Origin of the sequence: Methylobacterium sp. UNC300MFChir4.1 (genome assembly GCF_900110155.1) — a bacterium.
GTDB lineage: Bacteria > Pseudomonadota > Alphaproteobacteria > Rhizobiales > Beijerinckiaceae > Methylobacterium.
In genome coordinates this window covers 77,595-101,490 of the sequence record NZ_FOCS01000004.1, presented here as the reverse complement: position 1 = coordinate 101,490, position 23,896 = coordinate 77,595, and the positions used below count along the sequence as shown (strand labels likewise).

At 71.2% G+C, this 23,896-nt stretch carries 18 protein-coding genes; 9 read left to right on the top strand and 9 right to left on the bottom strand.

Annotated elements, in window-relative coordinates; all coding sequences use genetic code 11:
• Positions 1-386: 386 nt before the first annotated feature.
• Positions 387-1,502 (bottom strand): PA0069 family radical SAM protein, encoded by a 1,116-nt coding sequence (locus BMY19_RS07995; protein WP_100251377.1) that lies wholly within the window; start codon positions 1,500-1,502, stop codon positions 387-389.
• 158 nt (positions 1,503-1,660) lie between these two features.
• Here BMY19_RS07995 and BMY19_RS07990 point away from each other — a divergent pair, with 158 nt between their 5' ends.
• Both BMY19_RS07990 and BMY19_RS07985 read left to right on the top strand, forming a co-directional pair.
• Positions 1,661-2,191: a hypothetical protein gene (locus BMY19_RS07990; RefSeq protein ID WP_020092663.1), complete on the top strand. Its 531-nt coding sequence runs from the start codon at positions 1,661-1,663 to the stop codon at positions 2,189-2,191.
• A gap of 162 nt (positions 2,192-2,353) precedes the next feature.
• On the top strand, positions 2,354-3,802 hold the full coding sequence (locus tag BMY19_RS07985) for an amino acid permease (protein WP_100251376.1): 1,449 nt from the start codon (positions 2,354-2,356) through the stop codon (positions 3,800-3,802).
• 7 nt (positions 3,803-3,809) lie between these two features.
• Here the strand turns inward: BMY19_RS07985 and moaB are convergent, their stop codons facing one another.
• Complete coding sequence (gene moaB, locus BMY19_RS07980) at positions 3,810-4,367, bottom strand: molybdenum cofactor biosynthesis protein B (protein ID WP_100251375.1); 558 nt, start codon at positions 4,365-4,367, stop codon at positions 3,810-3,812.
• 141 nt (positions 4,368-4,508) lie between these two features.
• Here moaB and maiA point away from each other — a divergent pair, with 141 nt between their 5' ends.
• From maiA to BMY19_RS07960, 4 genes are all read left to right on the top strand, one after another.
• Positions 4,509-5,156 (top strand): maleylacetoacetate isomerase, encoded by a 648-nt coding sequence (gene maiA, locus BMY19_RS07975; RefSeq protein ID WP_100251374.1) that lies wholly within the window; start codon positions 4,509-4,511, stop codon positions 5,154-5,156.
• Between the two features lie 140 nt (positions 5,157-5,296).
• Positions 5,297-6,628 (top strand): NAD(P)/FAD-dependent oxidoreductase, encoded by a 1,332-nt coding sequence (locus BMY19_RS07970; protein WP_100251373.1) that lies wholly within the window; start codon positions 5,297-5,299, stop codon positions 6,626-6,628.
• Between the two features lie 65 nt (positions 6,629-6,693).
• A complete protein-coding gene (locus BMY19_RS07965) occupies positions 6,694-7,005 on the top strand; it encodes an EthD family reductase (protein ID WP_020092668.1) in 312 nt (103 codons plus the stop codon).
• Positions 7,002-7,319: a hypothetical protein gene (locus BMY19_RS07960; RefSeq protein WP_020092669.1), complete on the top strand. Its 318-nt coding sequence runs from the start codon at positions 7,002-7,004 to the stop codon at positions 7,317-7,319. The genes BMY19_RS07965 and BMY19_RS07960 overlap by 4 nt, the downstream gene beginning before the upstream one ends.
• Before the next feature lie 135 nt (positions 7,320-7,454).
• Here BMY19_RS07960 and BMY19_RS07955 read toward each other — a convergent pair whose 3' ends face one another.
• The 3 genes from BMY19_RS07955 to BMY19_RS07945 all read right to left on the bottom strand — a co-directional run bounded on the left by BMY19_RS07955 (position 7,455) and on the right by BMY19_RS07945 (position 13,228).
• Positions 7,455-10,790, bottom strand: a complete 3,336-nt coding sequence (locus tag BMY19_RS07955) for a GAF domain-containing hybrid sensor histidine kinase/response regulator (protein WP_100251372.1) — start codon at positions 10,788-10,790, stop codon at positions 7,455-7,457.
• A 46-nt stretch (positions 10,791-10,836) separates the two neighbouring features.
• Positions 10,837-12,111, bottom strand: coding sequence for an O-antigen ligase family protein (locus tag BMY19_RS07950; protein ID WP_100251371.1), 1,275 nt, complete (start codon positions 12,109-12,111; stop codon positions 10,837-10,839).
• A gap of 109 nt (positions 12,112-12,220) precedes the next feature.
• The gene (locus BMY19_RS07945; protein ID WP_056525853.1) at positions 12,221-13,228 is read right to left on the bottom strand and encodes a CobW family GTP-binding protein; all 1,008 of its coding nucleotides are present in this window, start codon (positions 13,226-13,228) and stop codon (positions 12,221-12,223) included.
• Positions 13,229-13,520: 292 nt separating this feature from the next.
• Here BMY19_RS07945 and BMY19_RS07940 point away from each other — a divergent pair, with 292 nt between their 5' ends.
• The 3 genes from BMY19_RS07940 (at position 13,521) to BMY19_RS07930 (ending at position 19,683) form a co-directional block, all read left to right on the top strand.
• Entirely contained in the window at positions 13,521-14,843 is a 1,323-nt protein-coding gene (locus tag BMY19_RS07940) for an efflux RND transporter periplasmic adaptor subunit (RefSeq protein ID WP_091679652.1), read from the top strand.
• An 11-nt stretch (positions 14,844-14,854) separates the two neighbouring features.
• Positions 14,855-18,004 carry an efflux RND transporter permease subunit gene (locus BMY19_RS07935; RefSeq protein WP_100251370.1) on the top strand — a complete coding sequence of 1,050 codons (3,150 nt, stop codon included), beginning with the start codon at positions 14,855-14,857 and terminating at the stop codon, positions 18,002-18,004.
• 143 nt (positions 18,005-18,147) lie between these two features.
• Complete coding sequence (locus tag BMY19_RS07930) at positions 18,148-19,683, top strand: efflux transporter outer membrane subunit (protein WP_100251369.1); 1,536 nt, start codon at positions 18,148-18,150, stop codon at positions 19,681-19,683.
• A 10-nt stretch (positions 19,684-19,693) separates the two neighbouring features.
• Here BMY19_RS07930 and BMY19_RS07925 read toward each other — a convergent pair whose 3' ends face one another.
• From BMY19_RS07925 to BMY19_RS07910, 4 genes are all read right to left on the bottom strand, one after another.
• Positions 19,694-20,485 (bottom strand): flagellar hook basal-body protein, encoded by a 792-nt coding sequence (locus BMY19_RS07925; RefSeq protein ID WP_056525841.1) that lies wholly within the window; start codon positions 20,483-20,485, stop codon positions 19,694-19,696.
• A 138-nt stretch (positions 20,486-20,623) separates the two neighbouring features.
• The gene (locus BMY19_RS07920) at positions 20,624-21,106 is read right to left on the bottom strand and encodes a secondary thiamine-phosphate synthase enzyme YjbQ (RefSeq protein ID WP_100251368.1); all 483 of its coding nucleotides are present in this window, start codon (positions 21,104-21,106) and stop codon (positions 20,624-20,626) included.
• Positions 21,103-22,821 carry a cisplatin damage response ATP-dependent DNA ligase gene (locus tag BMY19_RS07915; protein WP_100251367.1) on the bottom strand — a complete coding sequence of 573 codons (1,719 nt, stop codon included), beginning with the start codon at positions 22,819-22,821 and terminating at the stop codon, positions 21,103-21,105. Before BMY19_RS07915 ends, BMY19_RS07920 begins: the two co-directional genes overlap by 4 nt.
• On the bottom strand, positions 22,818-23,873 hold the full coding sequence (locus BMY19_RS07910; RefSeq protein ID WP_100251366.1) for a ligase-associated DNA damage response exonuclease: 1,056 nt from the start codon (positions 23,871-23,873) through the stop codon (positions 22,818-22,820). The genes BMY19_RS07915 and BMY19_RS07910 overlap by 4 nt, the downstream gene beginning before the upstream one ends.
• Positions 23,874-23,896 lie beyond the last annotated feature (23 nt).

The following is a 23,896-nucleotide window of genomic DNA, read 5'->3' as shown; positions in this document are numbered from 1 at the left end:
CGCCCGCGACCGGATCACGGCGCACAGCGTCCATTGGCGGGATCTGCGGACACGGACGCCGGACAAAATCGCGCTCTTACACACAGAACGACCCTCAATATAGAACTGAAATTCGATAACTCAATCAAACTTGGTCAAAAATTTCGCAGTAAACCTCGCGATCTCAGGCATTTGAACCACAATGACACAGATGTCAATCTTACGTTCTGCGATTTTCCTCACACCTAAGACATCCGATAATCGACTTTGGGAGCAACATTTGAGCCGTTTTCAATCTTCGGAATTATCTTCTTACGCCGTTTCCGGCCAAAATGACTGGAATTTTCGCTGAACCGTACTGTGGGACAGGTCCGCTGCCTCGCGCGCGCCGCCGCGTCGGTCGCGTGTCAGAACAGCGCCAGCTGCGCGCCGGGCTTCCGGAAGGCGTCGCGGTTCAGCGCGATGCGCCCGAAGGCGAAACCGAGACGCGTGCCGGCGAGCCGGACCCGCTGGCCGATCATCGCCGCGTAGGCGCCTTCCCCGCGGAAGCGGTGGCCGAAGCGCGGGTCGTTCTCGCGCCCGCCCCGGGCTTCCCGCAGGAGTGCGAAGGCCCGCGCCCTGCGTTCGGGATAGTGCTCGGTGAACCAGTCCGCCACGAGGTCCGCGACTTCGCCCGGGAGGCGCAGCAGCGCGTGGCCGATCCGGCTCGCTCCATGCGCGCGCGCTTCGGCCAGGATCGATTCGATCTCGTGGTCCGTCAGGCCGGGGATGATCGGCGAGACGTTGACCATGACGGGCACGCCCGCCGCGCTCAGGCCCCGCATCGCCGCGAGCCGCTTGCCCGGCCGCGGCGCCCGCGGGTCGAGGCGGCGGGCGAGGTCCGGATCCAGCGTCGGCAGCGAGATCGCCGCCAGCACGAGGTTCTCCGCCGCCATCTCGGCCAGGAGGTCGAGGTCGCGCAGCACGAGGTCCGACTTGGTGGTGATGCTGACGGGGTGGCGGGCCTCCCGCAGCACCTCCAGAACTGCGCGGGTGAGCCGGTGCTCCCGCTCGACCGGCTGGTAGGGATCCGTGGCGGTGCCGAGGGCGATCGTGTCGGGCCGGTAGCCCGGCGCGGCGATCTCGCGGGCGAGGAGGCGGGCGGCGTCCGGCTTGGTGAAGATCCGCGACTCGAAGTCGAGCCCCGGCGACAGGCCGAGCCAGGCATGGGTCGGGCGCGCGTAGCAGTAGATGCAGCCGTGCTCGCAGCCCCGGTACGGGTTGATCGACCGGTCGAACGGGATGTCGGGCGAGCTGTTGTGCGCGATGATCCGGGCGGACCGCTCCGGAGTGACCTCCGTGCGCAGGGGTGCCGGAGCGTCCGCCGTCCAGGTCTCGTCGTGGAACGCCTCGCGCCGGGCGGATTCGTACCGGCCCGTCGGGTTGGCCGTCGCGCCGCGCCCGCGCCGGGCGGCCGGTTCCGCGACGCTCGGCCCGAGTCGCGGCGCGGCCCCGGATGCGGTCCCGTCGCGCGTGTCCCCCATGACGACTCGCCTCCCTCACGCATCCATACAAGAACATAGAGCGAACGCGACGGCGAAGGGCGCCTTTTTTTCAGGCAAATGCGGCTCTGCAGCCCGTCCGGGCGACGGCGCGTCGCCGCGCGGGCCGCGGGGCAGTTTACGGCGCCGCAGAATCGTCTATGCGCGCGCTCATGCTCTCCGCCGTGACCTATCTGGCCGAACCGGCCGATCCGGACGCGATCGATCGCCTGGCCGACACGCTCAGCGTGCTCGTCTCCGGCGTGGCCGGCGGCCTCGTCGGCGACGCGGTGATCGTCGCGGGCCGCGAGAGCGAGGCCGTGGCGGCCGTCGCGGAGGCCACGGGCGCGACCCTCGTGCTGCACCGGGGCGGCAATCCCTACGCGGCGGGCGCCGCCGCGGCCCGGCGGGACTGGATCCTGTGCCTTGAGGCCGGCGACGTCCCGGCCGAGGGCTGGATCCGCACCCTCGACCGCTTCGTCGGGACCGCGCGGCCGGAGACGGCGCTCGGCCGCCTGCATCGCCCGGCCGGGCGCTGGCTCGGCCGGCTCGTCAGACGGGCGGAGACCGTCGTCGGCGCCCGGCAGGCCCGGGCCGGCGACGTCGTCCGGCGCGAGGCCCTGCGTGCCGAGGGCGCGTTCACGGGTCGCCTCAAGGTCAGGCCGCTGATCGCTCGGATCGAGCGCGCCTGACCGGAAAGATCTTGCTCGGGAGAATCTTGCTCGGAAGAATCTTGCGCCCGATCACGTTGTTGTCGGTCGATCCGCCTCTACAACTCTGGAAGCGCGGCAGGATCGTCGCCGTCTCCGGACATGTCGACGCGCTGAGCCACCCCGATCTGGAAGGATGGTGCAATGGATTCGTCGGGCCTGATGGGGCGCAAGTCGGTCGAGGACATCGTCGAGAGCGGCGAGGGCGAGCAGCAGCTCTCGAAGTCGCTGGGCGCCCTCTCGATCACCGCGATGGGCATCGGGGCGATCATTGGCGCCGGCATCTTCGTCCTGACCGGCACGGCCGCGGCCCAGTATGCCGGGCCGGGGATCATGCTGTCCTTCGTGCTCGGCGGCATCGCCTGCGCCTTCGTCGGCCTCTGCTACTCCGAGATGGCCGCCCTGATCCCGGTCGCCGGATCGAGCTACACCTACACCTACGCGACGCTCGGCGAGTTCTTCGCGTGGCTGATCGGCTGGGACCTGATCCTCGAATACGCCATGGGCGCGGCCACCGTTGCGGTCGGCTGGTCGGGCTACGTGACGAGCATCCTGAAGAGCGTCGGCATCGTGATCCCGGCGCAGTTCGCCAACGCGCCGGGCACGCCGATCGAGGGCGGCGGGACCGCGCTGCTGAACCTGCCGGCGGTCCTGATCGTGGCGCTGATCACGATCCTGCTGATGCGGGGCACGAAGGAATCGGCGCTCTTCAACAACATCATGGTCGCGGTGAAGCTCACCGTCGTGGTCGCCTTCATCGCCCTGGGCTGGGGCCATGTGAACACCGCGAACTGGAGCCCGCTCATCCCGGACAACGACGGGACCTTCGGCCATTTCGGCTACAGCGGCGTCCTGCGCGGCGCGGGCGTGGTGTTCTTCGCCTTCATCGGCTTCGACGCGGTCTCGACCGCCGCCCAGGAGGCGCGCAAACCCCAGAAGGACATGCCCATCGGCATCCTGGGCTCGCTCGCGGTCTGCACGATCCTGTACGTGCTGGTCGCCGCCGTGCTCACCGGTCTCGTGCCCTACAAGGACCTGAACGTCCCGGACCCGATCGCCAAGGGCGTCGACGTGATCGGCATCGGCTGGTTCAGCCTCCTGATCAAGCTCGGGGCGCTGACCGGGCTGACGACGGTGATCCTCGTCCTGCTCTACGGCCAGAGCCGGATCTTCTTCACCATGGCGCAGGACGGCCTGCTGCCGAAGATGTTCTCCCACGTCCACCCGACCTACCAGACGCCGTATCGCAGCCAGGCGATGATCGGCGCCGCGGTCGCCGTGGTGGCGGCCCTGGTGCCGATCCACATCCTCGGCGAGATGGTGAGCATCGGCACGCTGGCCGCCTTCATCCTCGTCTGCGGCTCGGTGCTCTACCTCCGGCGGGCCGAGCGCACCATGAAGCGGCCGTTCCGGGCGCCCGCCGTGCCGGTCGTGCCGATCCTCGGCATCCTGTCCTGCCTGCTCCTGATGATCGGCCTGCCCCTCGACACGTGGCTGCGGCTGGTGATCTGGATGGCGCTCGGCCTCGTCGTGTACTTCTTCTACGGCCGCAAGCACTCGGTCCTGCGCCGCAAGGAGGGGAATCTGGCCTAACGCCGCCTCACACCGTGAGGCTCGCGCCGCGCCGCAGGTGCTCGTCGAGGCGCGGCATGATCTCCACGAAGTTGCAGGGCCGGTGCCGGTAGTCGAGCTGCTGGGCCAGGATCCCGTCCCAGGCGTCGCGGCAGGCGCCGGGCGAGCCCGGCAGCACGAACACGTAGGTCGCCCGCGCGACCCCCGCGGTGGCGCGGGATTGCAGGGTCGAGGTGCCGATCTTGTCGTACGAGATCCGGTGGAACACGGCCGAGAAGCCGTCCATGCGCTTCTCGAACAGCGGCTCCAGCGCCTCGGGGGTGACGTCGCGGCCGGTGAAGCCGGTCCCGCCGGTGGTGATCACCACGTCGACGCCGGGGTCGCGCAGCCACGCCTCCACCCGCGCGCGGATCGCCGGGACCTCGTCCGGGACGATCGCGCGGGCCGCCAGGATGTGCCCCGCCTCGGTGAGGCGCTGGGTCAGGGTGTCGCCCGACCGGTCGTCCTCCGGACGGCGGGTGTCGGAGACGGTTAGGACCGCGATGTTCAGGGGGATGAAGCGGCGGGCGTCGGTCTGATCGGCCATCGTGCGGGCTCTCCGGGGCGGGAGACCGATATGGGCCCGGCGGGACCGCTTGTCGCCCCCGGGCCGCCGCGCGCGCAGCCCCCTTGCGGGCCGCAGCGAAGTCGGCTGTGCTCGCTCGACCCCGTCGGAGACCGCTGACCCATGCACATGTACGGCAACTGGCGCTCGGCCGCCGCCTTCCGGGTGCGGATCGCCCTGAAGCTGAAGGGCATCGCCTACGAGGAGACCTTCATCGACCTCGACGCCGGCGACCAGCACGAGCCGGCGTTCCGGAAGATCAACCCGCAGGGCGCGGTGCCGGCGCTGTTCGACGGCGACGGGCCGCCGCTCACCCAGTCGCTGGCGATCCTCGACTACCTGGAGGAGACGCGCGGCGGCGTCCGCCTCCTGCCCGAGGAGTCCCGGGCCCGGGCCCGGGCCCGCTCGCTGGCGCAGGTGGTCGCGTGCGACACCCACCCGCTCTACGTGCCCCGGGTGCGCACCTTCCTGATGGAGCATTACGGCCTGCCCCGGGAGCGCATGCTGGATTTCCTGCGCAACGCCTTCGAGACCGGCCTCCGGACCCTGGAGACGCGCCTCGCCACCGAGCCGGGGACGGGCCGGTTCTGCCAGGGCGATTCGGTGAGCCACGCCGACCTCTGCCTCGTCAGCCTCTGGGTCGGGACGGGCATCTTCGGCATCGACACGGCGGCCTACCCGACGGTCGCGCGAATCGCCGAGGCCTGCCTCGCCCTGCCGGCGGTCGCGGAGGCGCATCCGCTGCGCCAGCCGGGCGCCCCGCCGGCGTGACCGGGCTCCGCGCGCCGCCCGCCCGGTGCGCGACGTCGCACTCGTGACCGGGGGTCGCGGCCGGCGATGTGGTATTCGGCAACCCAGGCCGTGTAAGGAGGCCGGCGACTGATCCCGGTCCGGGGGGAGAAAGAGTGTCGATGGCATCCGTCGAGAACGAGTCGGGCCTTCATCGCGTCGTGGTGGTCGGCGGCGGCGCAGCCGGACTGCAGCTGGTCACGAAGCTCGGCGACAAGCTCGGGCGCGGCAAGCGCGCGCACGTCACCCTCGTGGACCGCGCCCGGACGCATATCTGGAAGCCGCTGCTCCACGAGGTGGCGGCCGGCAGCCTCGACGTCGGCCACCACGCGGTGGACTACCTGCACCACGCCCACATGCACGGCTTCCGCTACCGGATCGGGCGGATGACCGGGCTCGACCGGGAGGCGCGCACGATCCAGCTCGCCGCGAGCCACGACGCGGAAGGGCGCGAGATCACGCCCGAGCGCGCCGTCCCCTACGACACGCTGGTGATGGCGGTGGGCTCCACCACCAACGATTTCGGCACGCCGGGCGTCGCCGAGCACGCCATCGCCCTCGACACCCAGGACCAGGCGGTGCGCTTCCACCAGCGCCTCGTGAACGCCTCGCTGCGGGCGCACACGCAGGCCGGCCCGGTCCGGCCCGGCCAGCTCCACGTCACGGTGATCGGCGCGGGCGCGACCGGGACGGAACTCGCCGCCGAGCTCCACCGGACCCTGCGCCACGTCGTCTCGACCGGGCTCGACAAGATCGACCCGGGCAAGGACATCCGCATCACCCTGGTCGAGGCCGCCGACCGGATCCTGCCGGCGGTGCCGCAGCGCCTCTCGGCCGAGGTGATGCAGCTGCTCAGCAAGATCGGCGTCGACGTGCGCGTGAAGGCGCGGGTCACCGAGGTGCGCGCCGACGGCGTGCAGCTCGCCGACGGCACCTTCATCCCGTCCGAGCTGGTCGTCTGGGCAGCGGGCGTGAAGGCGCCGCCCTTCCTGCAGGGCATCGGCGGCCTGGAGACGACGCGGACCAACCAGCTGGTGGTGACGCCGACGCTGCAGACCACCCGCGACCCCGACATCTTCGCCCTCGGCGACTGCGCCTACCTGGTCGAGGCCGGCTCCGACACGCCGGTGCCGCCGCGCGCGCAGGCGGCCCACCAGCAGGCGAGCCACCTGATCGCCCAGATCCCGGCCAAGATCGACGGCAAGCCGCTGAAGCCGTTCCGGTACAAGGATTTCGGCTCGCTGGTCTCGCTGGGCGAGTACTCGACCGTGGGCAGCCTGATGGGGTTCGTGCGCGGCAAGAACATGCTCATCGCCGGTCTGTTCGCCCGGATGATGTACCGCTCGCTCTACAAGATGCACGAGCGGGCGCTGCACGGCACGGCCAAGACCGCCCTCGACACCCTGGCCCGCGCGCTGACCCGGCGCACCGAGCCGCGGGTGAAGCTGCACTGACCGTCGCCGTACGACCCGAGGACGGGCGCCCGGATCGACCGGGCGCGACACAGGAAGGAAACGCCATGATCCTGGTAAGCGTGATGTACCCGGCCGGCCCGAGCTTCGACATGGGCTACTACCTCGGCCACCACATGCCGCTGGTGCGCGAGCGCTGGTCGTCCCTCGGCCTCCACGACGCGAAGGTCGTCAAGGGCGCCGGCACCCCGGACGGCGGCGCCGCCCCGTTCCAGGTGATGGCCCTCCTGACCTTCGAGTCGGTCGACGCCTTCAAGAAGGCCGTCGCCGCCCACGGCGAGGAGATCTTCGCCGACATCCCGAACTTCACCGCGGCGCAGGCCCAGGTGCAGATCAACGACTTCGCGGAAAACCCGTGATCGACATCGTCAAGGCGGTGCAGGAGGCCGATCCGAGCCTCGGCACCTACGTGGTCGTTCTGCGGACGGACGCCCGGGCCCTGGACGGCCCGGAGCGGTTCACGCCGGAGGCGCAGGCCTGGATCGCCGAGAAGGCGCCCAGCGGCCGGCTCGCCCGGGTGCGCGTCCTGCTCGCCCCCTATCCGGGGGCGGAGCCGGCCGCGCGCGAGGTCACCGTGGCGGCCTTCGCCGACGCGCGGGAGCTCGCCGCCTTCGCGACGACCTGGACCGGCGACCCGCTGCCGGAGGAGCCGGGGGACTCTCTTCCCGACTGACGGCTCCGGGGCCGCCGTCTCTGCGAGCGGAGTAGGCGATCCAGGGCAGCGCGGCGCTCACCGGCGGCGCGCCGACCCTGGGTCACTTCGCTCCGCCCGCGATGACGGGAAGGGTCCTCGATACCGCGCGCGGACTCACGCCGCGCGCAGCTGCCGGATGGCGCGCAGCGCGGTCGCCCGCTGGATCTCCAGGCGCCGGATCAGCGGCATCAGGTCGGCGCCCGCGTGGGCGGCGGCCTCGACCTCCCGGCACAGGCTCGACAGGCCGACGAAGCCCAGCAGCCCGGCCGCCGCCACCAGGGCGTGCGCGTCGTGGGCGATCTGCAGGCGGTCGGTCTCGCTCGGCCGGAACCGCTCGGACAGCTCGTTCGCCAGGAGATCGAGCAGCGCCCCGACGCGATCGGTGCCGAAGCTCGCCTCCATCTCGGTCAGGACCGCCGCGTCGAGCACGGCCGAATCGACCTGCGGCAGGCGGCGCGGCACCTCGGCCCGCGCCGGCCGCCGCGCGCCCGGCGCCGTCCAGCGGCTGATCGTGGCGAAGAGGTCGGCCCGCCGGAACGGCTTGCCCACATGGTCGTCCATCCCGGCCTCGCGCAGCTCCTCGATCTGCGACGGCAGGACGTTGGCGGTCATGGCGACGATCGGGATGTCGCAGGCGGGCGGCGCGAGGGCGCGGATGCGGCGCGTGGCCGTGAGCCCGTCGACGCGGGGCATCTGGACGTCCATCAGCACGAGATCGTAGGCCCGGCCAGCCGCGACGGACGACCCGACCGCCGTGATCGCCTCGGCGCCGTCCCCGGCCACGTCCACCGCGTAGCCCTGGGATTCGAGCACCGCGCAGGCGAGTTCCTGGTTGAGCGGCACGTCCTCGACGAGGAGCAGCCGCAGCGGCGCGCCCGGGACCTCGCCGGCCGCCGGAGCCGCGGCCGGGGGCGGCCGCGACGGCCCACCCGCGTCGGCCGCGGCGCCCGGGGCCGCGGTGTCCCGCTCGCCGCGGGGCAGCACCAGCCGGAACCAGAAGGTCGAGCCCGCCCCCTCGCGGCTCTCGACCCCGATCTCGCCGCCCATCAGCGACACGAGGTGCCGGGAGATCGCCAGCCCGAGGCCGGTGCCGCCGAAGCGCCGGCTGATCGAGCCGTCGACCTGGCTGAACCGCTTGAACAGCCGGTCCTGCTGCGCCGGCGCGATGCCGATGCCGGTATCGACCACGGAGAACCGGACCGTGTCGCCGGGGTGGCCGTCGGGGGCGACGCCGTCGCCCTCCCGCTCCGCGGTCACCGTGACCGAGCCCTCGGGCGTGAACTTCACGGCGTTGTTCAGCAGATTGAGCAGCACCTGTCGCAGGCGCCCGGCATCGCCGACCACGAAGGTCGGCAGGGCAGGGTCGATCCGGGCCTCGATGGCGAGGCCGCTGCGGAGCGCGCTGCCCCGCACGATCGAGACCGTGCTGTCGACGGTCGAGGCCAGCGGGAAGGTGACCGGATCGAGGGTCAGCTCGCCGGCCTCGATCTTCGAGAAGTCGAGGATGTCGTTGACGACCGTGAGCAGGGCCGCGCCGGAACTCTGGATCAGCTCGAGGCGCCGCCGGTCCTCGTTCTGGATCGCGTCGCCGTCGAGGAGCAGCTCGGCGTAGCCCAGGATGCCGTTCAGCGGGGTGCGGATCTCGTGGCTCATGGCGGCCAGGAACTCGCTCTTGGCCGCGCTCGCCCGCTCCGCCTCGGTGCGGGCCGCCTCGGCGTCGCGCGTGGCGGTGCGCAGGGCCGCCTCGACCGCCTTGCGCTCGGTGATGTCGAGGTGGAGGCCGACCATCCGCTGGGGCTGCCCGTCGGTGCCGCCGAGCGTCCGGCCCCGCGCGTAGAGCCAGCGCGCGCCGACCCGGAACTCGGCCGCGTAGGGGGTGCCGGACTCGACCGCCCGCCGGATCTCGTTCCAGACGTCGGAGACGTCGTCCGGATCGATCAGCGCCGTCCACGCGGAGGCCGAGATCGTGTGGGCGCCGCCGGTCTCCGGCAGGCCGTGCATCCGCGCGCTCTCCGGGCTGAGGACGGCGAGCCCCGTGCGCATGTCCCAGTCCCAGGTGCCGGCCTCCGCGGCGTCGAGGGCGATGTCGAGCAGGCCGCTCGCCTCCTCGACGGCGAGCCGCGCCGTGACGATGTCGTCGACGTCGAGGGCGGTCCCGAGCCACTCCGCCACCGCGCCGTCCGCCGGGTCGAGGCGGATCGGGATCAGCGAGAGTTTGTGCCACCGGTAGACGCCGTCCTGGCGCCGGATCCGCCACTGGCCGCTGTAGCCCGTGCCGGTCTCGACCGCCCGGATCCAGGCCGCCTCCATGGCGGCGGCATCCTCGGGGTGGTTCCGGACGAGGCGCTCCGCGCGCTCGGGCCCGATCGGCCCGTAATAGGACTGGAACTGCGCGTTGGCGTAGGTCGCCTGACCGTCCCCGACCCGCATGGTCCAGACCAGGAGCGGCAGCGCCTCGGCGAGGCCCCGGTAGCGCAGCTCGCTGCGGCGAACCTCGTCCTCGGCGCGCCGGCGCTCGGTGACGTCGATCAGGACGCCGAACAGGCCGGCGCCCGCCCCCTCCCCCCGGGCCATGCCGCGCACGACCACGTCGCGCAGCGCGCCGTCCGGCCGCAGCAGCCGGGCCTCGAAATCGAACCGGCCCCCGTGGGCGATCGCGTCGGCGACGATCGCCTCGAGCCGGGCGCGGTCGTCGGGGTGGTAGATCTGCGCGAAGGCGTCGAGATGCGGCGGCGGCGTCGCCGGGTCGCGGCCCGCGATGGCGTAGAGGCTCGCCGACCAGACCGGCTGCCCGTCCGCGAGCTCCACGCGCCAGTTCCCGACGCTGGCGAGCTGCTCGGCCATGGTGAGCTGGAGGTTCGCCGCCTCCTGGGCGCGGGCCCGGGCGTTGATCTCCCGGTGCTGCTCGCGGATCAGCGCCTCGCGGATCGCCGCCTGCGCGATCTCCCGGTCGCGCCGCGCGTTGGCCTCCGTGAGGCGCAGATGCGCCACGACGATCTCGGCGAGGTCGCGGAAGGCGGCCGCGTCCTCGGGCGAGAAGTCGGAGCGGGGCTCGGGATCGGCGAGGCAGAGGGTTCCGACCCGCAAGCCCGGCTGGAGGCTCAGGGCGACGCCCGCGTAGAACCGGATCCCGTCCGGCGCGGCGGCCACGGGCAGGTCGCGGAAGCGCGCGTCGAGCCGCGCGTCGGGGACGACCACGAGGGCGTCGCTGCGGATCGTGTGCTGGCAGAAGCTCTCGTCCCGCCGCATCGTGGTCGGCACCCCGGCACAGGGCGTCTTCAGCCACTGGTGCGTGTCGCCCAGGAAGGCCACGAACGCGCTGCGCACGCCGAACAGGCGCCGGGCGGTCCGGCAGACGGCCTCGAAATGCGGTTCCGGCGGTGTCCCGAGGATCGCCAGGGCCTCGAGGGCCGCGAGCCGGTCGCGCTCGTTGTCCGGCTGTGTGCTCACGTACCGTCTCCGGGTGCCGATCGGCCGCGACCGAGCGATGCCGCGCCTAGCGCCGCGTTTCAAGCGCGCCCGCCTGCGGCCGCGTGCCCATGCGCAACCGCGCGGCCTCCAGCGCCCAGACCATGCCCAGCATCATGTAGACGTGGCGCCACTTCTCGATGTCGATCTGGACGGCCTGCAGGAAGAACATCAGCAGCGCCGGCCAGACGATCTGGGCGTGCGCCCGGACCGGCGACGGCCGCGCCAGGAGCCGGAAACCGACGAGGCCGGTCGCCACCACGAGGCCGATGAACACGGCCCCGCCGAGCCAGCCGCCGTTGGCGAAGGAGCCGATGTAGGAATTGTGCGGTTCGAGCCCGAAGATCAGCCGCCAGTGCATCGGCCCCATCCCGAACGGCCGCTCCAGCAGCATGGCGAAGCCGCGGATCTGGTTGCCGAAGCGGCCGGTCTCGCCCTGGTCGTAGTCCTGGGTCAGGGCCGCCCGGGTCTCGAACATCTTGTGGACGTGGTCGACCGAGAGCAGCCCGATCACCGCGACGGTGCCGAGGACGATGGTCGCCAGGGTCAGGAGCACGATGCGGCGGCGCAGGCGCGGGGAGTCGCTGCCGGCGTAGACCGATCCCACCATCAGCAGCACCGCGACGGCGCTCCCGCCCCAGGACCCGCGCGAGAACGACAGGAAGATGCCGGCCACGATGATCAGCAGGCCGGCGAGGGACACGAGCGGCCGGCGCGTGGAGCCGGTGAGCAGGCCGTGCATCAGGTAGAGCGCGCCGAGCGTCAGGAACGAGCCGAAGACGTTCGGGTCCTGGAACGTGCCCGAGGCCCGGTCGTACTTGTAGAACAGGTCCTCGATCCCGAGCCATTGCAGGTAGCCGACGATGCCCAGCGCCGCCGAGAACACGCAGCTCGCCGTGTAGGCCTTGAGCGCTAGCTCCATCCGGGCGTGCGTGTCGTCCGCGAAGAACATCGCGAAGAAGATGCAGGTGATCGAGAGATAGACCAGCTGCACCGTCCAGGTGACCGGGAACTCCTCGTTCAGGTAGGGCAGCAGCGCGGTGACGATGCCCGCGAGGTAGAGGAGCAGGAGCGCCACCAGGGGCACCGCCCCGCGGTGCAGCCGGACGCCGAGGCAGAGCCAGAGCAGGATCGTGGGGATCGCGACCGCGTCGTAGGGCGAGGTCTCCGAGAAGGCGAAGCAGGCGAAGAAGATGAACGCCGCGAACAGCGCCTTGCCCAGCCCCTCGACGGCCGCGATGAGCGGGATTCCGCCCGCCGACCCGGACGGGACCGGGCCTGCGGGCGCTGCGGTGTGGGCCATGGATACGCGGGCTCCGCGGGCCGGTTACGCGGGCCCGCGCCGTCCGTGATGCCACGGAAACGTTGAGAATCGCCTTCCCGGCGCGGGGCGCCGGGGAGGCGGCGCCCGTTCAGGCGCGGCAGGCCTCGAAGCCCTCCTTGATCGCCGCCGGATCGAGGTTGCGGCCGATGAACACCACCCGCGAGACCCGCTTCTCGTCCTGGCCCCAGTCGCCCTGCACGTCGCCGTCGAGGATCATGTGCACGCCCTGGAAGACGAAGCGCTTCGGCTCGTCGGGGAAGGCCACGATCCCCTTGCACCGCAGGATGTCCGGACCCTGCGACTGGGTCAGGTTCGAGATCCACGGCATGAACTTGTCCGGGTCGACCGCGCCCTCGATCTTGGCCGAGATCGAGCGGATGTCGGAATCGTGATGGTGGTGGTGCCCCGCCTCGAGGAAGTCGGGCTCGACGTCGAGGATGCGGTCGAGGTCGAAGGCGTTGCGCTCGAGGACCGCGTCGAGGGGCACGGCGCAGTTCTGCGTGCGGTGGAGCTTGGCCAGCGGGTTGATCGTGCGGATCTCGGCCTCGACGCGGTCGAGGTCGGCCGGGGACACGAGGTCGCTCTTGTTGAGCAGGATCACGTCCGCGAAGGCGATCTGGTTCTTCGCCTCCGGCGCGTCCTTCAGGCGGTCGGACAGCCACTTGGCGTCGGCCACCGTCACCACGGCGTCGAGGCGGGCGGCCTCGCCGACATCCTGGTCGACGAAGAAGGTCTGCGCCACGGGGGCCGGGTCGGCGAGGCCGGTCGTCTCGACGATGATCGCGTCGAACTTGCCCCGGCGCTTCACCAGCCCGTCCATGATCCGGATCAGGTCGCCGCGCACCGTGCAGCAGACGCAGCCGTTGTTCATCTCGAACACCTCCTCGTCCGCGCCGACGACGAGGTCGTTGTCGATGCCGATCTCGCCGAACTCGTTGACGATCACGGCGTAGCGCTTGCCGTGGTTCTCGGTGAGGATCCGGTTGAGGAGCGTGGTCTTGCCCGCGCCGAGGTAGCCGGTGAGCACGGTGACCGGGATCTTGCCGGCGGCGGAACCGGGAGCGGCCGGGGCGGAAGCGTTGCTCGTATCGGACATGACGGCTTCTCGGTGACGGGTGCGGGATCGCGCGGGCCTGGACCCGCGAGCGTTGTCATATTGTAACAAATCCCGTCAAAGAAAGACGGGGCCACACGGTTTCGCGACCGGGGCGCCGGATCGATTGCCTGTCGGACAAGCTTTGCTCTAGGCACGCCGTACCGCCCGAATCTTCCCGCGGCGCGCCATAGAAAAGCACCAGCGACCGCATTGATGTAGGCGTCGTCCGGGCACGTATCGTACTCTCGTCACCCAGCCCGGACTCTCGGTCCGGACCTAGAAGATCATCCGCATGGACGCCCGAAATCCGCTGGACCAGGACGAGGCCGTCGCCGTCCCCGCGCGCGGGCGCCGGTGGCCCGGCCTGCTGATCGCCGCCGTCCTGCTCGCGGCCGCCCTGGGCGCCGCCATCGCGTTTCCCGACCGGACCCGCGAGGCCGCCGCGCACCTCGTCGCGGCCGTGACCGGGCTGTTCGCCCCGGGCAACCCCGACCCGGGCATCGACGTGGAGAAGGCCGGCCCGGTGGAGCGGGTGTTCCGGCCCTCCAAGGAGCAGCGCGCCGCCTTCGAGATCCTGCCGGTCGCCAACCTCGTGTTCCGGCCCGAGGGCTCGGCCGAGGGACGGATCGCCCTCAACGAGGACGACAACGTCCCGGTGGTCTCGCCCTATGCCGGCCGGGTGACGAAGGTCCTGGTCCGCGCCGGCGACGACGTGAAGGCCGGCGACGTGCTGCTGACGCTCGAGGCCACCGACATGGTCCAGGCGCAGAACGACTATCAGGCGGCCGTGAACAACCTCCAGAAGCAGCAGGCGCTCCTGAAGCTCGACCAGACCATCGCGCAGCGCCAGCAGGAGCTGTTCCAGGCCCGCGCGACGGCACTGAAGGACTACCAGTCGGCCCAGAACGACGTCATCGCCGCCCAGAGCGACCTGAAGACCGCCGAGGGCGCCCTCGACGCGGTGCGGAGCCGCCTGCGCCTGCTGGGCAAGACCGACGCCGAGATCGCCGCCTTCGAGAAGAACGGCACGATGAGCGCCGAGACGCAGATCCGGGCGCCGATCGCCGGCACGATCGTCCAGCGCAAGGTCGGCATCGGGCAGTACCTCTCGGCCTCCAGCGACCCGGTCTTCGTGATCGGCGACCTGTCGACGGTCTGGCTCGTGGCCAACGTCCGCGAGAGCGAGATCCCCAAGATCCGCATCGGCCAGGAGGTCGAGGCGAAGGTGGCGGGCTTCGGCGCGCGGGTGTTCAAGGCCCGGGTGAACTACATGGCCTCCAGCCTCGACCCGGCGACGCGGCGCCTCGCGGTGCGCAGCGAGGTCGACAACCCGGACCGGGTGCTGCGCCCGGAGATGTTCGCCACTTACACGATCATCACCGGCAAGGGTGAGCCGAGCCCGAGCGTGCCGGTGGCCGCCATCGTGTACGAGGGCGACCGCACCCACGTCTGGGTGGCGCGGCCCGACGGCGCCGTGGAGGCGCGCGACATCAAGCTCGGCCTGATCAACGGCGACAACGCCCAGGTCGTCCAGGGCCTGAGCGCGGGCGAGCAGGTCGTCACCCGCGGGGCCCTGTTCATCGACCGGGCGGCCACCGGCGACAAGGCGTCCTGAGCGGGGATCCGATGAACGCCCTGATCGCCTTCTCGCTGCGCCAGCGCGTGCTGGTGGTGCTGCTGTTCGTCGTGATGCTCGGCGTCGGCTACGGCGCCTACACGCAGCTCAACATCGAGGCCTACCCCGATCCGGTCCCGCCGCTCGTCGACGTGATCACCCAGAATCCGGGCCAGTCGGCCGACGAGATCGAGCGCTACATCACCATCCCCCTGGAGGTGGCGCTCGCCGGCATCCCGAACGCCCAGGTGGTCCGGACGATCTCGCTGTTCGGCCTCTCGGACGTGAAGGTCCAGTTCAACTACGAGTACACGTACGAGCAGGCGCTGCAGCGGGTGCTCAACCGCCTGTCGCAGGCGCCGACCCTGCCCAACGGCGCCACGCCGCAGATCTCGCCGACGAGCCCTGTGGGCGAGATCATGCGCTACAAGCTCGTCGGCCCGGCGGGCTACTCGCCCATGGACATGAAGACCCTGCAGGACTGGGTGCTGCAGCGCCGGTTCAAGGCGATCCCCGGCGTCGTCGACGTCACGGCCTTCGGCGGCAAGGCCAAGGAGTACGAGGTCGCGGTCGACCTGAACCGCCTCCAGGCCCAGGGCCTGACCCTGGTGCAGCTGACCAACGCGCTGAACAACGCCTCGATCAACGTCGGCGGCCAGACGCTGAACGTCGGGCAGCAATCGGCGGTGGTGCGCGGCATCGGCCTGATCCGCGACATGGACGACATTCGCGACACGATGATCAGCCTCGTCAACGGCACCCCGGTGCTCGTTCGGGACGTGGCGGAGGTGCGCGTGTCGAACGCCCCGCGCCTCGGCATCGTCGGGCACGACAATCAGCCCGACATCGTCGAGGGCATCGTGCTCATGACCCGCGGCGGCAAGAGCCTGCCGACGCTGGAGCGGGTCGAGGCCGAGATCGACAAGATCAACAGCTCCACGATCCTGCCGCCCGACGTGAAGATCGAGCGGATCTACGACCGCTCGGGCCTGATCCACACCACCACCCACACGGTGATGCACAACCTCGTCTTCGGCGTGGTGCTGGTGTTCGTGGTGCAGTGGCTATTCCTCGGCTCGCTCACGAGCGCGATCATCGTGGCGGCCACGATCCCGTTCGCGCTCGGCTTCGCGATCCTGATCCTGGTGGTGCGCGGCGACTCGGCCAACCTGCTGTCGCTCGGCGCGATCGATTTCGGCCTGATCGTCGACGCGACCGTGATCATGGTGGAGAACGTCTTCCGCCACATCGCCGAGCCCGATCACGTGAAGGGCGAGGATCCGCCCGACGGCCTCACCGGGCGGCTCGGCACGATCGCGATCGCCGGGCGCGAGGTGAACCGGGCGATCTTCTTCTCGGCGACGATCATCATCGTCGGCTTCCTGCCGCTGTTCACGATGACCGGCGTCGAGGGCCACATCTTCGGCCCGATGGCCAAGACCTACGCGTACGCGCTGCTCGGCGGCCTGCTGGCGACCTTCACCGTCTCGCCCGCGCTCTCGGCCCTGATGCTGCCGAAGAAGCTCGAGGAGCGCGACACCCTGATCGTGCGGGTGCTGCGCGTCGGCCACGAGGCGGCTCTGCGCTTCGGCCTGCGCAACCGGGTCCTGGCGATCGCCGTGATGCTGGCGGTGCTGCTGGTCTCGGGCCTCACGGCCCGCAATCTCGGCCTCGAGTTCCTGCCGCGTCTCGAGGAGGGCAACCTCTACGTGCGCGGGACGATGCCGTCCTCGATCTCGCTGGAGGCCGGCAACGGCTACGTCCAGCGCATGCGCAAGATCTTCCAGGAGGTTCCGGAGGTCACCACCGTCCTGTCGCACCAGGGCCGCCCGAACGACGGCACCGACGCCACCGGCTTCTTCAACGTCGAGATCCTGGCGCCGCTCAAGCCGATCGATCAGTGGCGCAAGGGCCTCGACAAGGAGACCCTGATCCAGGACCTCAGCAAGAAACTGGAGGCCGAATTCCCCGGTATCGAGTTCAACTTCTCGCAGTATATCGAGGACAACGTCCAGGAGGCCGCCTCGGGCGTGAAGGGCGAGAACTCGGTCAAGATCTACGGCAACGACCTCGCGCAGCTCACCAAGACCGCCAACGCCGTCAAGGCCGCGCTCGCCACCGTCCCCGGCGTCACCGACCTGTCGGTGTTCGAATCCCTCGGCCAGCCGACGGTGCGGATCGACGTCGACCGCCACAAGGCCGCCCGCTACGGCCTCTCGATCGGCGACGTGAACACCACGATCCAGGCGGCGATCGGCGGCCAGACCGCGGGCGACCTCTACGAGTACGGCTCGGACCGGCACTTCCCGATGCGGGTGCGGCTCGCCAAGGAGTACCGCTCCTCGCTCGCCGGCATCCGCAACATCGCGGTCGGCGCCCAGAACCCGAACGGCGGCGTGATCCAGGTGCCGCTCTCCGAGATCGCCGACGTCGACCTCGTCTCCGGCGCCTCGTTCATCTACCGCGAGGACCAGCAGCGCTACATCCCGGTGAAGTTCTCGGTGCGCGGCCGCGACCTCGGCAGCGCCGTGCTCGAGGCCCAGCGCAAGGTCGCCGACGCGGTCGACCTCCCGCCAGGCTACCGGCTGGAATGGGTCGGCCAGTTCACCAACCTAAAGGAGGCGGCCGCCCGCCTCAGCCTCGTGGTGCCGATCACGCTGCTGCTGATCGCGCTGCTGCTCTACATCAACTTCTCGTCGGTGGCCGACATGCTGCTGACCCTGTCGGTCATCCCGATGGCGATGATCGGCGGCATCTTCGCCCTGGCGCTGACCGGCACGCCGTTCTCGATCTCGGCGGCGATCGGCTTCATCGCGCTGTTCGGGATCTCGACCATGGAGGGCGTGATCCTGCTCGCCTACTACAACCAGCTGCTCGACGAGGGCTGGAGGCGGCAGGAGGCGGTCTGGCACGCCGCCGTGGTGCGCATGCGCCCGGTGATGATGACCTGCGTGGCGGCCTGCGTCGGCCTGCTGCCGGCCGCCGTCTCCACCGGCATCGGCTCGCAGGTGCAGAAGCCGCTGGCGCTCGTGGTGGTGGGCGGCATCATCCTGGCGCCGAACCTGATCCTCGTGATCGTCCCGGTGCTGATCTCACTGTTCTCCCGCCGCCGCCCGAACCCGGACGCCCGGGCGCGGCCCGCGCACCGGGACGCCGCGTGAGCCGGCTCACGACCCCGCGGGCCGGCGCGCGGCCCGTTGCAGGGGGGCCACAACGGCCACACCGCGCGCGCCGCCCGGGGATGGTCGGATTGACTTGGCAGCGGGTCGCGCCGCTCTACCGAGGTGAGGTTTTCGGGGGCGGGATGGTGAGCTTTGCGCCGAGACGGTGCGGACGGGCGACCGCGTGGCTGGCGGCCTCCCTGGGCCTGTCGGCCTGCGCGGTCGGCCCGAACTTCGTGGCGCCCGAGGCTCCGCCGGTCGGCCGCTACACCAGGGAACCGCTGCAGAACCCCTCCGCGGCCGACAACATCCGGACCCGGCAGGGCGGCTCGGCCGACCAGAGCTTCGTGTCCGGCGCCGACATCCCGGGCGAGTGGTGGAGGCTGTTCCACTCGAAGGCCCTGAACCGCGTCGTCGAGCAGGCGCTCGCCAACAACCCGACGCTGGAGGCCGCGCAGGCCTCCCTGCGGGTGGCGCAGCAGAACGTGCTGGCCCAGAAGGGCACCCTCTACCCGAGCCTGACCGCGACGCCGCAGGTCCAGGGGGCGCTGGCGCCCGGCCTCGACCTGCAATCGCCCCTCAACAATCAGAGCCGGTACCTCTACAGCCTGTCCACGCCGCAGGCGGTGGTCTCGTACAATCCCGACGTGTTCGGCGGGAATCGCCGGCAGATCGAGTCGCTGGAGGCCACCACCGAGAACCAGCGCTTCCAGCTGGAGGCGGCCTACCTGAGCCTGACCGCCAACGTCGTCGCCGCCGCGATCCAGGAAGCGTCCCTGCGGGCGCAGATCGACGCGACCCGCAAGGTGATCCAGGCGCAGACCGAGGTCCTGCAGCTCTACAACAAGCAGCTCTCGCTGGGTCAGATTGCCGGGGCCGACGTGGTGCAGCAGCAGGCCGCGCTGGCGCTGTCGCAGCAGCTCCTGCCGCCGCTGGAGAAGGCGCTCGCCCAGCAGCGCAACCTGCTGACCGCCCTGGCGGGGCGCCTGCCCTCCGACGAGGTCTCCGAGACCTTCGACCTCGCCGCCCTGCGCCTGCCGACCCGGCTCCCGGTGAGCCTGCCCTCGCGGCTCGTGCAGCAGCGCCCCGACGTGAAGGCGGCGGAGGCCCTGGTGCAGCAGGCGAGCGCCAATGTCGGCGTCGCGGTGGCGAACCGCCTGCCGCAGTTCAGCCTGACCGCCACGGGCGGCTCCAGCGCCACGCGGATCGCCCAGATCGCCAACCCGGGGGCGGCGTTCTTCACGATCATCGGGCAGGCGACGGCGCCGATCTTCGATGCCGGCACCCTGTTCCGGCGCCAGCGGGCCGCCGAGGAATCGCTGACGGAGGCGCAGGCACAGTACAAGGCGACGGTGATCACCGCCTTCCAGAACGTCGCGGACGCGCTGCGCGCGCTCCAGGCCGACGCGAAGGCCGTGGCCGCCGCCGACGCCGCGGTGAGCGCCACGAACCAGAGCCTCGCGCTGATCCGCAAGCAGTACACGGCCGGGGCGATCACCTCCTCGCAGGTGCTGATCGCCCAGCAGGGCTACCTCTCGGCGCTGGTGACCTCGGCGGCGGCGCGCGCCACCCAGTACGCCGACACCGCCGCGCTGTTCGTGGCCCTCGGCGGCGGCTGGTGGAACCGCGCCGACGTGGCACCGCCGCCACCCGAGAAGGACCCGCTGAAGTTCCTCTGACGGGGCCGCCTCAGGTGTACATCGCGATGGCGTCCTGCAGCATCTGGTCGGTGGTGCTCATGACCTTGGTGTTGGCCGTGTAGGCCTGCTGGGTCTCGATCATCTTCGAGAACTGATCCGAGATCCCGGCATTGGACTGCTCCACCGAGCCGGCCGTGATGGTCGCGCCGTTGAGGCCGTAGCTCGGCGTCCCGGACTGGCCGGTGGCCACGTAGGTGCCGCCATCGAGCGAGGCGAGGTTGTCCTGCATGCCGAACTGCGCCAGCTGCAGCGTGCCGAGGGCCAGGGTGCTGCCGTCCGCGGCCGTGCCCGTGAGGGTGCCGGCGGGCGAGACCGCGAGGCTCGCCAGGGTGCTCGCCCCGGTCGGAACCTGGACGGGGGTTGTCGCCGAGGGGCCGGCGAACAGGTAGTAGCCCGCGCCGTTGGAGAGGTAGCCGCTGGCGTCCGGCGCGAAGTCGCCGCGCCGCGTGTAGCCGGTGTCGCCGGCGAAGGCCGGGCTGTCCGGCGTCCCGGTGTTCTTCTTGACGACGAAGTAGCCGTTGCCCGAGATCGCGAGGTTGGTCGCCACACCGGTCGACTGCATCGTGCCCTGGATGTTGAGGCTGTTGCGCGTGCTCGGCAGCACGCCGCCGGTCAGCTGCGTGCCGTCCCGGGTCTCGGCCAGCATGTCGGCGAACCGCGTCTCGGTGGACTTGAAGCCCACCGTCTGGGTGTTGGCGATGTTCCCCGAGATGTTGTTCAGGGCCAGCGACTGCGCCGAGGCGCCGGAAATCGAGTTCGAGAGCGCGGTGTAAAGGCCCATCGGGGTCTCCGTTCGCCGGAGCGGCACGGTCCCCGATCCGACGGAGGCCGATAAGGACCCACTATGGTTAACCGACGGTGTGTGACCGCGTGTTGCTGAGCCGGCCCGCGCCGCGCGCGCGCCATGCCGGCGGACGCGTCACGCCCCGAGGACGCTCAGCACGATCTCCCGCCGGTGCGGCCGGTCGCGGTGCTCGATCAGGTAGATCCCCTGCCACGTGCCGAGCGACAGCGCCCCGCCGACCAGCGGGATGGTCAGGGCCGAATCGGTGACCAGGGTGCGGATATGGGCCGGCATGTCGTCCGGCCCCTCGGCGCCGTGGACGTAGCCGGCGTGGCGCGGCGCGAAGCCGTCGAGCGCGGTCATTAGGTCGGTCTGGACGTCGGGATCGGCATTCTCCTGGATGGTCAGCGAGGCCGAGGTGTGCCGGCAGAAGACCGTGAGGAGCCCGTCCCGGACGCCGCTGCCGCGCACGAACGCGGCCACCGCGGCGGTGAAGTCCGTGAAGCCCGGTCCCGGGGTCGCGACGGTGAGGCGCGCGCTGGCGTGACGCTCCACCGGACCGGAGGCCAGCGCCTCGACCGGCCCGATCCTGCCCTCCCGTCCGTGTCCCTGCCTCATGCGGACTTCTCCATCAGCGTCGCGCCCGGCGCGATCTCGCGCTCGCCCCGGGCGAGGATCCGTTCCAGCACGTCGATCCGGTCGGCCTCCGCGGGCGGCTTGTCCCAGCGGATGCGGCTGACCCGGGGGAAGCGCATGGCCACGCCCGACTTGTGCCGGGTCGAGCGCTGCACGCCCTCGAAGGCGATCTCGAGGACGAGCCCGGCCTCGCGGCCGTGGGCGACCTCGCGCACCGGGCCGAAGCGCTTGGTGGTGTTGTTGCGGACGTAGCGGTCGAGCTTGGCGAGCTCGGCGTCGGTGAAGCCGTGATAGGCCTTGCCCACCGGCACCAGCTCGTCGCCGCCCTCGGGGGCCTCCCGCCAGACGCCGAACGTGTAGTCCGAGTAGAAGGACGAGCGCTTCCCGTGCCCGCGCTGGGCGTACATCATCACGGCGTCGACGATGTGCGGCTCACGCTTCCACTTCCACCAGGGTCCCTTGGGGCGACCCGGCAGGTAGGGGCTGTTGAGGCGCTTGAGCATCACGCCCTCGATCGCGTCGGCGTCCGCGCCGGCGCCCACCGAGGCCGGGTCCGCCCGGGCGGCCGCCAGGGCCTCCCAGTCCGCGAAGGGCACGAGCGGCGAGATGTCGATCCGCGCGTGGTCGAGGCGCGTGACCAGCGCCTCCAGCTTCTGCCGCCGCTCCGCGAAGGGTTCTGCCCGAAGGTCGTCGCCCTCCAGGGTGAGGAGGTCGTAGGCCCGCACGTGGGCCGGGAACTCCTCCAGCAGCTTGCCCGTCACGGCCTTCCGGTTCAGGCGCTGCTGCAGCACGTTGAAGCTCTGCACCCGCCGCTCGCGGAGGATCAGCAGCTCGCCGTCGAGGGCGCCCGCGAAGGTGATGGCTTCGGCGAGGTCCGGGAACGCCCCGGTGATGTCCTCGCCGGTGCGGGAGTAGACCTTCCCGACCTGCTGGCCGCTCCGGTCAAGGCCGCCGACGAGCTGGACGCGGATGCCGTCCCACTTCCACTCGGCCGAGAATGCCTCGGCCTCCAGCTTCTCGAGGTCGGCCTCCTCCTCGATCGGGTGCGACAGCATCGGCGGCCGGAACGGCGCGGGGTTCAGGGTCTCGGGCCGCTCGGCCCGGCCCTCGACCCAGGCGAACAGGGTCTCGAAGGGCGGGGTCAGCCCGTGCCAGACCTCCTCGACGGCGTCGGCGTCGTGGCCGCCCAGCGCGCCGACCGCCGTCTTGGCGAGACGCGCCGAGACACCGACCCGCAGGTTGCCGGTGACGAGCTTCAGGAGCGCCCAGCGCCCGGTCTCGTCGAGGGCGTCGAGCCAGTCGGCGAGATGGCGGGACAGCTCGCGCTTGGGGATGGTCGCGAGGGTCTCCACGACCTCGGCCAGGGTCGGGACATGCGGCGGCGGGTTGTTGTGGCCGGGCCCCGGTTCCCGCGGCGCCTCCGCCGGTCCCGGCCAGATCAGCGCCGTCGTCTCCGCGAGGTCGCCCACGTAATTGTGCGACAGCCGGAACAGCACCGGGTCGATCCGCTCCTCGACCAGTCCCCGGATCAGGGCCGGCTTGGCCTCGCGGAAGCTCAGCGTGCCGGTCATGGCGCCGAGCGCGTAGCCGCGCTCGGGATCGGGCGTGCGCGCGAAGTAGTCCTGGAGCATGCGCAGCTTGGCGTTGCGGCGCGGCTCGTAGGCGAGGCGGTCGAGCAGGTGGGCGAAGTCGTTCACGCCGCCGCCTCCGCCCCGGAGCCCGCCTCCGAGGTCCCCTCGACCTCGCCGTCATCGCCGTAGCCGAGCAGGTGGAGCGGCTTCGCCCGGATCCCCTGGGTCCCGCACCAGTGGACCAGCGCGTCCTCTTGGCCGTGCGTCACCCAGACCTCCCCGGCGCCGGTGTCGCGGATGGTGCGGCACAGGTCCGGCCAGTCGGAATGGTCGGAGATCACCAGCGGCAGCTCGACGCCCTTCTGGCGGGCGCGGGCGCGCACCCGCATCCAGCCCGAGGCGAAGCAGGTCACCGGGTCGGGGAACTTGCGGGACCACAGGTCCTGGATCGACGAGGGCGGGCAGAGCACGATCGCCCCGTGCAGGTCCTTCCGCTCGGCGGCCACGACCTTGGGCGTGTCGCCGAGCGGCACGCCCTCCTCCTTGTAGAGCGTCGTCAGCTTCTCCATGGCGCCGTGCAGGTGGATCGGGCGGTCCCAGCCCTCCTCGCGCAGGAGCGCCATCACCCGCTGCGCCTTGCCGAGCGCGTAGGCGCCCACGATGTGGGCGCGCTCCGGGAACAGCTTCACCGATTCGAGGAGCTTGCGGACCTCGCCCCGCGTATCGGGATGGGTGAAGACCGGCAGTCCGAAGGTCGCCTCGGTGATGAACACGTCGCAGGGCACGACCTCGAAGGGCAGGCAGGTCGGGTCCGGCGCGCGCTTGTAGTCGCCCGACACCACGACCCGGACGCCGTCCCGCTCGATGGCGATCTGCGCCGACCCGAGGACGTGGCCGGCCGGGGCGAAGCGCACGGTGACGTCGCCGACGCGGAGCGCCGCGCCGAGCTGCGCCTCCTGCCGCTGGCGGCAGAAATCCGTCCCGTAGCGGACCGCCATGATCCGCAGGGTCTCGGGCGTCGCCAGCACCTGGCCGTGGCCCGCGCGGGCGTGGTCGGCGTGCCCGTGCGTGATCAGCGCGCGCTCCACGGGCCAGGTCGGATCAACGTGAAAGCGTCCGAGGGGGCAGTAGAGACCCTCGCGGGTCAGGGTGAGGAGATCGCTGGCGCGTATCGGCATCGGGTCCGTGCTGCCGGTGGAGT

Excerpts from the sequence above, each read along its gene's own strand:
- BMY19_RS07925 (WP_056525841.1), bottom strand. The coding sequence starts at position 20,485 with ATGGGCCTTTACACCGCGCTCTCGAACTCGATTTCCGGCGCCTCGGCG.
- BMY19_RS07970 (WP_100251373.1), top strand. The coding sequence starts at position 5,297 with ATGGCATCCGTCGAGAACGAGTCGGGCCTTCATCGCGTCGTGGTGGTC.
- BMY19_RS07985 (WP_100251376.1), top strand. The coding sequence starts at position 2,354 with ATGGATTCGTCGGGCCTGATGGGGCGCAAGTCGGTCGAGGACATCGTC.
- BMY19_RS07920 (WP_100251368.1), bottom strand. The coding sequence starts at position 21,106 with ATGAGGCAGGGACACGGACGGGAGGGCAGGATCGGGCCGGTCGAGGCG.
- BMY19_RS07990 (WP_020092663.1), top strand. The coding sequence starts at position 1,661 with ATGCGCGCGCTCATGCTCTCCGCCGTGACCTATCTGGCCGAACCGGCC.
- maiA (WP_100251374.1), top strand. The coding sequence starts at position 4,509 with ATGCACATGTACGGCAACTGGCGCTCGGCCGCCGCCTTCCGGGTGCGG.
- BMY19_RS07930 (WP_100251369.1), top strand. The coding sequence starts at position 18,148 with ATGGTGAGCTTTGCGCCGAGACGGTGCGGACGGGCGACCGCGTGGCTG.
- BMY19_RS07965 (WP_020092668.1), top strand. The coding sequence starts at position 6,694 with ATGATCCTGGTAAGCGTGATGTACCCGGCCGGCCCGAGCTTCGACATG.
- BMY19_RS07995 (WP_100251377.1), bottom strand. The coding sequence starts at position 1,502 with ATGGGGGACACGCGCGACGGGACCGCATCCGGGGCCGCGCCGCGACTC.
- BMY19_RS07945 (WP_056525853.1), bottom strand. The coding sequence starts at position 13,228 with ATGTCCGATACGAGCAACGCTTCCGCCCCGGCCGCTCCCGGTTCCGCC.
- moaB (WP_100251375.1), bottom strand. The coding sequence starts at position 4,367 with ATGGCCGATCAGACCGACGCCCGCCGCTTCATCCCCCTGAACATCGCG.
- BMY19_RS07940 (WP_091679652.1), top strand. The coding sequence starts at position 13,521 with ATGGACGCCCGAAATCCGCTGGACCAGGACGAGGCCGTCGCCGTCCCC.
- BMY19_RS07950 (WP_100251371.1), bottom strand. The coding sequence starts at position 12,111 with ATGGCCCACACCGCAGCGCCCGCAGGCCCGGTCCCGTCCGGGTCGGCG.
- BMY19_RS07935 (WP_100251370.1), top strand. The coding sequence starts at position 14,855 with ATGAACGCCCTGATCGCCTTCTCGCTGCGCCAGCGCGTGCTGGTGGTG.
- BMY19_RS07910 (WP_100251366.1), bottom strand. The coding sequence starts at position 23,873 with ATGCCGATACGCGCCAGCGATCTCCTCACCCTGACCCGCGAGGGTCTC.